Origin of the sequence: Thermococcus sp. (genome assembly GCF_027012695.1) — an archaeon.
Classification (GTDB): domain Archaea; phylum Methanobacteriota_B; class Thermococci; order Thermococcales; family Thermococcaceae; genus Thermococcus.
Map to the genome: position 1 here is coordinate 48,031 of NZ_JALUYR010000082.1, position 9,734 is coordinate 57,764.

Below are 9,734 nucleotides of genomic sequence, written 5' to 3' on the forward strand. Positions count from 1 at the left end.
CTCACCGGTCAGAGCTCTATTACTTTCTTCCCTCTCTCCTGCGGGATTATCCTGAGACTTGCGTTCTGGAACTCCTTTCTCAGGCCTTCCCCGTCGAGGAGCCTGTCGAGGAACACCGCTAACGCAGCAACCTCGCTGTGGGGCTGGTTCCCAACAGCTACGTTGTAGTCCGCCATCTCATAGACTTCCCTCGGAACCTTCTCGGCCCCGACGACGACCATGATGTCCTTCCCGGCCTTCAGCTTCTCCCTTATCGCCGGGAGGGCGTCGTCTATGTGAATCCCGTACATCGTCAGGTGAACGATTGTTCCCCTTCCTTTCCACTCGCGCATTATCTTCTTCCAGCTGGGGTTAAACTCTATCTCGAAGGGCCCTCCCCAGCGTTTCACAACGTCCTCAACGCTCTCCTTAACGTGATCGTCTTCCTCGGCGGCGATTATGATTTTATCTGCCCCGAAGGCCCTTGCCGTTAAAGCAACGTGCGTTGTTATTCGTTTGTCTCTCTCCGGCCTGTGGCCGAGTCGCAGAACGACTATCATCAAACCTCCCCCGCAAAGATCCTCCAGTAGCGCGTGAAGTCGTCGCTCCACTCCATTCCCCTGTAGAACTCGTACATGGTTTTTACGTTTTTCTCTATCCTCTTGGCACTGTACTCTTCGAAAACTCTGTTGAGTTCCTCCTCGCTCGGGGCCGAACTGAAGAGGAACAGCGCGTAGAGGCGTTCGTTCTCGTCGAGGTCGTTCATAACAACCATGAGCTTCGACCTTAGCTCGGGCCTGAGTCTGCTTTTGACGACCGCCAGGAGCCGGTCCTCAAGGTTTGCCATGAAGTCTCCGGTCACATCAACGTGCTCGTGTCCCTCCAGCCTGACCGGGTTCTGGGCAACGATATGGTAACCGTCCTCGGTGATCAGCTGGTAAAGTCTGGGGAAGTAAGGACTAGCCAGGTACTCGTCGAGTGAACCCACGAAGTCGTGTTTTATATCTACAACGTGCCATCCGTCGGCCGTGTAAAACTCCGTTATCGGCCTCTTCGTGCAGTCCAACCCCCGGTAGAGCGTTACAATCCTTGCGGGGATGTTTATTGACCGGAGCATGGCCGTCAGAAGTATCTGACCCTCGGCATAGCTTATTCTGTCCTGGGGGAGGATCTTGGCGGGTTCGAGGGTCGATGTGGTGTCCCCGAGGGAGTACCTACCAGTCATCCACCTGAGTATTGACTCCGCGGCCTGCCTCTCGGACTTCGAACCCGCGACGATTCCCATCGTCAGGTTTCGCAGTTCGCCCCCCTCAAACACCGGCGTTGAGTTGTACTTCTCTGCCCAGTAGCCGTCGACCAGGTACCTGTCCACTATCCAGTGGTACTTTAGACCGTAGGCCTCCCTCAGGACATCCTCGTCCTCGTTCCACGGTGTCCACACCACCTCCACCGGCAGGCTCCCGACGATACTCCTTTCGGTGTTCTCCACCCTGTACCTGAGTATTGCCGATATATAGCCCTCCCTGTGGGCGTAGGGGGCCTTTACTGTGTACTTCAGCGCCACCTTCCCGCCCCCCGGGATTTTCTCGGGCAGTGTATCGGCCCCCACCACGACCATTCCCTTCAGGAGATCCAGCCTGAGGTCAACGGGAGTCACGGGAATCTCCAGGGTGTTCCTCATCGTGACTGTTATAACAGCCGTTTTACCGGCCTGGATCTCCCCCGGCCCGGTGATGTTGAGCTCCACCTCCCCCGGCAGCGGAGCCTCCTCGGAGACCAGCACCCTGAACTGTCCATAAAACCCGGTCCATGTTCTCTTGAGCTCATCGGTCAGTTCCAGGGAGACCTTCAGGTTGTAATATCCCGGTCTGAACGGAGCCCTGAGGATCCACACGAGCTGTATGGCCTTACCGACGGGAAGAACGTCCGGGAACCTCGGTTCCTGGAGTATCTGGAAGTTGTCGTCCCCGAGAACGAGCGTCGCCCCCGTCAGACCGACCTTTCCCGTGTTGTTGACCAGGACCATTAGGTGCAATGTTCCCCCCGGGGGCACGGTGGTTCGGTCAATGGAGAACCTTACCTCCGCAGGAGGTTTGAAGAGGCAGCCCGAGGTAACGACCAGCAGCACGATCGCGAGGGTGAGGAGCTTCTTTTCCATTCCCATCTTCCAAACCCTTTAAAGTCCAACAGTTAATAAGCTTTAGGTGGTGGAATGATAACCCTCACGACAGACTTTGGTGTGAAGGGTCCCTACGTGGGAGAGATGAAGGTCGCGATGCTCCGCGTCAACCCCCAAGCAAAGCTCGTTGACGTGACCCACGCTATAACCCGGCACTCCATCGTTGAAGGCTCCTTCGTCATGGAGCAGGTTGTCAAGTACTCACCCGAGGGAACGGTCCACGTTGGTGTGATAGACCCGGGCGTCGGAACGGAGAGGAGGGCGGTGGTCATCGAAGGGGAACAGTGGTTAATTGTTCCCGACAACGGTTTGGCCACGCTTCCATTGAAACACATAAAGCCCAGAAGGGCCTGGGCGATAGACCTTGAGAGAATCAGGCGCTTCACAGGCTGGAGAGTAAGCTCGACCTTCCACGGAAGGGATGTTTTTGGACCGGCTGGAGCGCTCATCGAAAGGGGCGTTTCTCCCGAGGAGTTCGCCGAAGAGATCCCCCTCGATTCCCTCGTTAAGCTGGATTTGGAACCGAGGAGGGAAGGTGACCTCTGGCTACTCAGGGTAATCTACGTTGACGACTTCGGAAACGTTATCCTGAACCTCGAGGATTACGAGAGGCCAAAAGCGATTGAGCTTTCCGACTTCGGCCTCAGAATTCCCTATTTGGACACCTACGGCCAGGTTAGGCCCGGTGAACTTTTGGCCTTGCCCGGAAGCCACGACTACCTTGAGATAGCCGTCAACCAGGGGAGTGCAGCTGAAAGGCTTAATCTAAAGGTCGGGGACGAGGTCAGGGTGAGGCTCGTTCAGGAATCCTGAACGAAAGGTTCAAAAATTTTGAACGAGAGGATAACTCATGATCCATAGACTTGCATCAACCGAAAACCGTGAGAGAATCCTAGAGTATATACTCGAGATGGAAGAGTTTGGGCCGGAGGAGGTTGCCTCAGCTCTAAACCTCAGCAAGGGATTGGTCTCCACATACTTTCGAGAGCTGGTGAAACTGGGTATAATCCACAAACGGGGGCGGAGGTTCTACCCATCTAGGGGTCCCGAGCTGAGAGAACTTAAGAGGTTCCTTAACTTCTGGACTCTGAGGGAGGCTCTGCTACCGCTTAGGGAGGACTGGATACTTGCTTTGGGGGTTTATGGAAGCTTTGCAGGGGGCGAGAACGGGAAGGACAGTGACGTTGACGTTTGGATTCTCATTGAGGATACTGGCCCCCTCAAAATCATGGAGTTTCAGGAAAAACTTGAAAAGGTCCTTGGGAGGGAAGTCGATCTTCTTGTCCTTACAGGGGATAAACTGGCACGGCTCAAAAAGGAGAATCCCTATCTTTACTGGAACATCAAACTTTCATCACTGGTGTTATGGGGTGACGTTGATGGACTTTAAAGAGTGCGTTAGAAGGAGCTATCTCAGAAGAATTGAACCACAACCTGAACTTGGAAGGCTCAACCTTGCCAAGGCTCGTTCCTTCCTGGAACCCGCAAGAAAGAACCTGAACATGGGCATTCACGACGGTGCCCCTGTAATGGCTTACCTTGCCTTCTTCCACGCTGCGAGGGCACTTCTATTCAGAGATGGGTGGAGGGAGAAAACTCACGCCTGCATCTCAGCATATCTGAGGGAGTTCTACGTAAAGCCCGGGATCCTGGAGGTCAAATGGGTGAGATACCTCGATTACGTAAGGAACCTGAGGCATCAGGCCCAGTACGACGTTGGCTTCTCCCCAGAGCCAGAGGAGGTTGAGGCCATTATCCCGAAGGCGGAGGCGTTTATCGAGGTTGTTGAAAACATCCTTGGAGGTGAAACCGATGGCTAAACGCGGTCTCTTCGTCGGCCGTTTCCAGCCGGTTCACAACGGCCACATCAAGGCCCTCGAATTCGTCTTTTCCCAGGTGGATGAGGTTATCATCGGCATCGGAAGCGCCCAGGCCAGTCACACGCTGAAAAATCCATTCACGACGAGCGAGAGAATGGAGATGCTCATAAGGGCTTTGAACGAAGCAGGTGTGGAGAGGCGCTACTACCTCATCCCGCTCCCGGACATCAACTTCAACGCCATCTGGGCGACCTACGTTGTCAGCATGGTTCCCAGGTTTGATGTGGTCTTCACAGGAAACTCGCTCGTTGCCCAGCTCTTCCGCGAGAAGGGTTACGAGGTGATAGTCCAGCCCATGTTTCGAAAGGACATCCTTTCGGCGACGGAAATAAGGCGTCGCATGATCGAAGGTGAACCATGGGAGGAGCTGGTTCCTAAAAGCGTCGCCGAGTTCATAAAGGAAATCCACGGCGTGGAAAGGATCAAAATGCTCGCGACGAACCTCGAGAAGAACGAGAAGGAGTTGCAAGCGCCGATAAGGATCCCTGAGTTCTGATCTTTTCCCTCTCATCTGCTCATCCCTCAGCTCCGGGATCTACGTGGGAGGAGTCTTCTCGGAGTGGCGGCAAGGAGGAGGCCCGCCGAGAGGAAGAATGCCAAACTAAAAGCATAAGGTAGGGTTGCATGGACGCTCGCCAGAGCGCCGGCTATGAAAGGTGTGAAAAGCCCTATCACCTTTCTGTAGCTCGATATCGCCGCGTGGAACTCGCTCGCCCTCTCCTTTGGTATGAGCTTGAACATCCATGAGCGGTAGAATGGGAACCAGAAGGTGCCGCCAAACGCATCTAAGCTGTAAGCTATGATCACCAGCCAGAACGGAGGCGAGACCATCATCAACACAGAGTAGAGGGCATTGATGAGCATCCCCAAGCTCATCCCCTGGAATCCCTTTCCCTTTGGAAAGCGCTCGCTGGCGTAGGTTCCCAAAATCGAGGCGAGGCTGCTCGCTACCGCCACCAGAGTCACCTCGAAGACGGTCTTATGCAGAACAGAGACGATATAGTTAATCAGCACAATCTCCGGAGCGAGCATCCAGGCGAGCGTGAAGAGGGTTTCAAAGGCTATAAGAATCTTAAACTCACCGGCCCTGAAAGTGAAGCCCTCGGGCGTTAGCCTCTCCTCCCTGCCCACCGATGGGAGGAAAAGCCGGATGTAGGCGACGGTAAAAGCGGAGAAGAGGCCGAAGAGTATGAAGGCCCATCTGTAGCTCTCGGGGCCGGGGTAAAGATAGCCGAGGACGTAGCCCATCAATGGAAACGTGAGAACCCTTGAGACTTCCGGCAGGCGGAGATGCCAGGCGAATATCTCCTCATATTTGTCCTCGGGGTAGATTATCTGCTCGTAGGCGCGGTAGAGTGGGTAGAGTATTTCAGAGAGCTTCTCTATCGTCCTTCCCGCGAAGAGCATAAGCGGAGCCATGGTTCCCTTCGCGAGGCCATACAAAACGTAGGCGATGCCGTCTAAAACGTCGGTCGCGATGAGACCCTTTTTGATATCCCAGCGGTTGAAGGCCCGCCCGAAGATATACGTCAGAGGAATCGAGACGAGGTTGACCGCTGTAAAGAACGCCCCCACCTCGAGGATGGAGTAGCCTGTCTCCATCAGGTAGAGCGGGAAGAGTATCCAGACTATCAAGCCCGGAGAAATGAGCGTGTGGTAGAGCATGTAGGCCTTTGCCTCGCTGGGAATTTCACTCCAGCGCATGGGAAGGGATGAAAACATATGCATTTAACATTTGCGGAGACACTTCACATAAATCAGCGCCTCCTCGCCCCACTCCGGATAGGGGTCAATCAAAGCCACCCCAACAAAGCCCCTCCGCTCGTAGAACTTTCTCGTCTCGTCGTAGGGTTTATAATTTAGATCGCCCGAGGTCTTGACGACCAGGACTTCAAAGTTGGCTTTGGCCCACATCTCGACGAAGCGCAGCATCTCAGTTCCGATACCTCTTCCTCTAAACTCCCTCCTAACGGCCATCCAGAGGATTTCGAGGGCCTTATCGTTTAGGGGCTTGACCGTTATGAAGCCGAGAACTTGGTCTTTCTCAACGGCTATAAACGTCGTCTCGCTTTTAAGGTCGCGTTCCATAACTTTAAGCCCTGCTTCGTTGAACCACTCTGGCAAGGCTTTCGCTATCTCGAGGCAGGCGCGCCTTTCTGCTTCGGCCTCAAGTGGCTTGACCTCCACATTCATCCCCCGGATAGAGCTTTCCGAGAAACTCCCGTTCGAAGCTCTCATCTCGAGACGCTGAACTTCCTCCAACTGATATCTCAAGTTTCCACCCGCCGGAATTTAAGCGTTTGCCGTTTCTTTGTGGTCTTATTCTGAAACTGCCTTTATAAACAGTGCTTCAGGCTTAAAACTCTTCTACCTGCCCCGACATGACTTTAACCGCTAAAATCTACCTCTAAATCAGCTATTTAAGACCAAGAGCATAAGATTAAACGGGTGGTCGGCATGAGGAAGCTTGTGGTGCTCCTTACGGCCATCCTCCTGATGGTTCCTACCGTGAGCGCCAAGGGATGGGCGGTTAAATACGCAATAAAGGACGCGACATTCATCTATCCTGCCCAGCCCCTTCTAAGCGATGGAACCCTCTACCTGGCGAGCGTTTACGAGGTCAACTACACAAAGGGAAGGTTCTACCTCCTCGCTTTAGACACCAGAAGCGGTGAGCTGAAGCTCGCCGAGAGGCTGATCTTTAAGGTCAACGGGACAGAGGTTGCTGCGAGGGAACTTACTGAGGGAAAGCGTGGAATACTTAGGCCACTCCCCAACGGCAACCTTCTCGCGGTGTTTCCCGCGAAGAGGCTCCGCTCTTCCTTCTCGGCCATGATAATCGCGGAGCTTAAAAAGGACGGCAGCGTGGTTTGGGCCAAATACTACCAGCTCTCCGTTTCCTCGGGCGGGAAAACAAGGCCCAGGGAGCTTATGCCCGTTGATGCCCTCGTGACGAATAGTGCCATCTACATTCTCGCCCAGAGCATAAGCTGGCAGAGGCCTGTAACGGTTCTCATAAGGCTGGCCAGCGATGGAACGCTCCTCTGGGCGAGGAGCTTCACAACGGCCGACATCGGAGCCAAGCCGATTGGCATCGAGCTTTCTCCCGATGGAAGGGTCCTTATGCTCGTCAGCGTCTTAAGACCACTCCTCTTCTGGATTGACGAAAACGGCAACATAACGAAGGGAATCGCCGTAAACCTTCCCCATGGATACATACTCACCGGACTACTGGTAAAGGACGGGAAGATTTACATCGCGGGTTCCCTAAAACCCGAGCTTTACGAACCCTTCCTTCTGGCCTTGGACGGCAATGGAAACCCCCTGTGGGCGGAGAAGTTTCCAAAATCTGGCTACACCTTCGTTTCCTTCATCCTGAAGGAGGACTTCTACATCCTTGGGAGCGCTGGCTCAACCCTTCAGGAGGGTGGAAGCGACTACCGCAGGCGCGTCTGGGTTCTCAGCCTCGACGGGAGCGGAAAGCCGAGGTGGAACCTCGTAACCGGCGATTCAATGATAGACGACAGGCTCGGAGGCATTGCGGTTGGTGATAACGTTTACGTCACCTACTACAAGAACTTCCTGATGGATCCGGGCTTGGTATTCCTCGCCATCGGAAAAGATGGCTCACTGGTGTGCCAGGCAAACAATCCCGAGCTGAGGGTTCAGCAGTTCAGCGTGAGCACCGAAAGCATAGGCCCGATAAAGAGCGAAAACGCCATTGTAAGTGCATCAACGCTCAACGCAGAAACCAAAAAGCTGAACCTCTCAAAGAAGGGTCTCTGCTCCGAGGTTAAACCAACTTCCACGTCGAAACCGAAGAGTACGACTTCAACGGTACACAGGCAGACGGGAACTTCGACCTCACCGAAAATCAAGGTTACCACGAGCTCCCCATCAAGGTCTTCAACCACGGGCACACCGGGACCATCAACTTCAGAGGAGAAGGGTAAAACCTGCGGACCGGCATTCTTTGCCGTGCTCTCCCTGCTCCCGCTCCTCCGCAGGAGGTTTTAGCTTACTTCAACTTTTTTCTGAAGACGAGGACGTTCGGTTCATCAGTCTCGTCCCAGAGATAAAAACCGAGCCTCTTCAAGCCGGGCAGGAGCGGTTTGACACCACTCGTGAGCATGACGTCAAAGCTTTCCCTATCCCTTTCCCCTGAAACCCACGCCATCGCTGGAAGCATGGTCCTTAACGTTGCCAGTCCAACGTCGAGGGGCGTGAAGGTTGTTTCCTTCTTCGAGACCAGAAAGCGGAAGCCGTTTATGTCGTAAACTTCGGCGTTCCTCTTAATCCACTCCAGGGCTTCCCCGCTCCTTCTCACGAAGCGCCAGCCGACGGGAATGATGCCGAGTGTCAGGTCGCTCATAGCTGGTTCAACCCTTTCTGGCTCCTCCCCCTCTAAGTCCTCCGTCCTTGCACTGAAAACGAAGAACTTCGCTTTAACGCTAAAGCCGGTCTTCTCAGCCAGTGAGATGCTCTCGCGGTTGAGGAAGTAGGTGGCGAACTCGAGGGCCTCGATTCTACCCTTCTGGGCGAGCTTCTCGCCGAGGTCGAGCATGAAGCTGTGCAAAAGCCTTCCGTAGCCCCTGCCCCTGTAATCGGGGTGAACCCTCAGGCCTTCAAGCCAGCCGACTCTGCCGGGCAAAAAGGTTAGCTTCGCCGTGCCTATGACCTTTCCCTCGAGTTCCAGCACGTAGAAGTTGTCGCCGAGCCACTCATCGAAGACCCTCGCAAGGTAATCACCGCCACCCCACGTCAGCCTTGCCATCTCCTCGACGAATGGCCTATCCCCCGGCCTTGCCTCTCGGATGAGCGGTTCCATAGCCTTCACCCGCGGGTATTTCGACACTCAAGATTTTATGCGTTTGCCTCCTAAAGCCTCCCTGAATTGACAAAATTAACAATTAACAGAGATGCAGTAACAGCCAGAAGACCCTGTGACAAAGGCAAATTTTGGATTCATGCCTTGGTTTAGGAGCCACCTGTCTCGATGAGCACAGGACACTCCCCGTTTTGAGCCCTTAATTAGTAGATTGCCCCCCGCATTTTGTGGCCTTTAGAAGTAATGCGAGAGAGCGAATAATAGAAAATCGCCCCGGAGATAAACGAAACAACTGGCATAATGTACGCACCAAATATCAGCACCGGACCGCTATCGCTGTAATCGGAATGGCCGGAGAGTGAACTAATGACAAATGCGAATACTAACGTTATCAACGGGATGGTTAATGCCAGGGCCCCGAATTCCCGAAGGGGCATTCTCGTTTTCCACAGGAAGGCCAGCGTGAGCACCACGATCAAGAGCGTGGGATACACGAATTCGTAGGTCCCGGAGAGGAGGTATCTTCCTGAAATTGGATCGTAGCTAACCCTCACGAAGGGAAGAATGTCTATGACATGGGGATAACGCTGGGCAAGTTCTGTGATTCCAATTGCTGTCAGGATCCAGAGGGGAGAGACAAGAAGTAAAAAGAAAATGGCACTTTTGTGTTCTTCCATGGCTTTTCACCATTTTCTGATTTTGGTGGCATAGCCATCGTTGTATGGGCTTGAAATGTAGTTGTAGAGGTAGTAATGGTCGGGGGTTATGACCCACGGGGAGTGATAGTAGAGCGAAACCTTTTCTTCAGCTTGCTCAAAGGATATAACATCATGATCCCTGTCCTCATAATGTGCAGAGCCAATAATTT

Annotated in this window: 12 protein-coding genes; 5 read left to right on the top strand and 7 right to left on the bottom strand. The window is 53.8% G+C overall.

All coding sequences use genetic code 11. From position 1 onward, the window contains the following. Positions 1–8: 8 nt before the first annotated feature. Complete coding sequence (locus MV985_RS06785) at positions 9–539, bottom strand: tRNA (cytidine(56)-2'-O)-methyltransferase (RefSeq protein ID WP_297464639.1); 531 nt, start codon at positions 537–539, stop codon at positions 9–11. Next, positions 539–2,143, bottom strand: a complete 1,605-nt coding sequence (locus tag MV985_RS06790) for a transglutaminase domain-containing protein (protein WP_297464640.1) — start codon at positions 2,141–2,143, stop codon at positions 539–541. The genes MV985_RS06785 and MV985_RS06790 overlap by 1 nt, the downstream gene beginning before the upstream one ends. Positions 2,144–2,191: 48 nt before the next feature. Between MV985_RS06790 and MV985_RS06795 the strand changes: the two genes are divergently transcribed. From MV985_RS06795 to MV985_RS06810, 4 genes are read left to right on the top strand one after another with little or no spacing between them, the layout of a single operon-like run. Next, a complete protein-coding gene (locus MV985_RS06795; RefSeq protein ID WP_297464642.1) occupies positions 2,192–2,971 on the top strand; it encodes an S-adenosyl-l-methionine hydroxide adenosyltransferase family protein in 780 nt (259 codons plus the stop codon). A gap of 37 nt (positions 2,972–3,008) precedes the next feature. Continuing rightward, the gene (locus MV985_RS06800) at positions 3,009–3,548 is read left to right on the top strand and encodes a nucleotidyltransferase domain-containing protein (RefSeq protein ID WP_297464643.1); all 540 of its coding nucleotides are present in this window, start codon (positions 3,009–3,011) and stop codon (positions 3,546–3,548) included. Continuing rightward, a complete protein-coding gene (locus tag MV985_RS06805) occupies positions 3,538–3,978 on the top strand; it encodes a HEPN domain-containing protein (protein ID WP_297464644.1) in 441 nt (146 codons plus the stop codon). The genes MV985_RS06800 and MV985_RS06805 overlap by 11 nt, the downstream gene beginning before the upstream one ends. Continuing rightward, positions 3,971–4,534 carry a nicotinamide-nucleotide adenylyltransferase gene (locus tag MV985_RS06810; protein WP_297464645.1) on the top strand — a complete coding sequence of 188 codons (564 nt, stop codon included), beginning with the start codon at positions 3,971–3,973 and terminating at the stop codon, positions 4,532–4,534. Before MV985_RS06805 ends, MV985_RS06810 begins: the two co-directional genes overlap by 8 nt. 26 nt (positions 4,535–4,560) lie before the next feature. Here MV985_RS06810 and MV985_RS06815 read toward each other — a convergent pair whose 3' ends face one another. Together MV985_RS06815 and MV985_RS06820 are read right to left on the bottom strand one after the other, a co-directional pair. Further along, positions 4,561–5,742 (bottom strand): MFS transporter, encoded by a 1,182-nt coding sequence (locus tag MV985_RS06815; RefSeq protein ID WP_297464647.1) that lies wholly within the window; start codon positions 5,740–5,742, stop codon positions 4,561–4,563. 24 nt (positions 5,743–5,766) lie between these two features. Further along, positions 5,767–6,225 carry a GNAT family N-acetyltransferase gene (locus MV985_RS06820; RefSeq protein WP_297464649.1) on the bottom strand — a complete coding sequence of 153 codons (459 nt, stop codon included), beginning with the start codon at positions 6,223–6,225 and terminating at the stop codon, positions 5,767–5,769. A gap of 270 nt (positions 6,226–6,495) precedes the next feature. Between MV985_RS06820 and MV985_RS06825 the strand changes: the two genes are divergently transcribed. Next, entirely contained in the window at positions 6,496–8,055 is a 1,560-nt protein-coding gene (locus tag MV985_RS06825) for a CGP-CTERM sorting domain-containing protein (RefSeq protein WP_297464650.1), read from the top strand. Position 8,056: 1 nt separating this feature from the next. Here MV985_RS06825 and MV985_RS06830 read toward each other — a convergent pair whose 3' ends face one another. The 3 genes from MV985_RS06830 to MV985_RS06840 all read right to left on the bottom strand — a co-directional run. Next, entirely contained in the window at positions 8,057–8,866 is an 810-nt protein-coding gene (locus MV985_RS06830) for a GNAT family N-acetyltransferase (RefSeq protein ID WP_297464668.1), read from the bottom strand. A 203-nt stretch (positions 8,867–9,069) separates the two neighbouring features. Beyond that, the gene (locus MV985_RS06835) at positions 9,070–9,543 is read right to left on the bottom strand and encodes a hypothetical protein (protein WP_297464651.1); all 474 of its coding nucleotides are present in this window, start codon (positions 9,541–9,543) and stop codon (positions 9,070–9,072) included. A 6-nt stretch (positions 9,544–9,549) separates the two neighbouring features. Then, a partial coding sequence (locus MV985_RS06840; protein ID WP_297464652.1) for a hypothetical protein occupies positions 9,550–9,734 on the bottom strand: 185 nt, incomplete at its 5' end.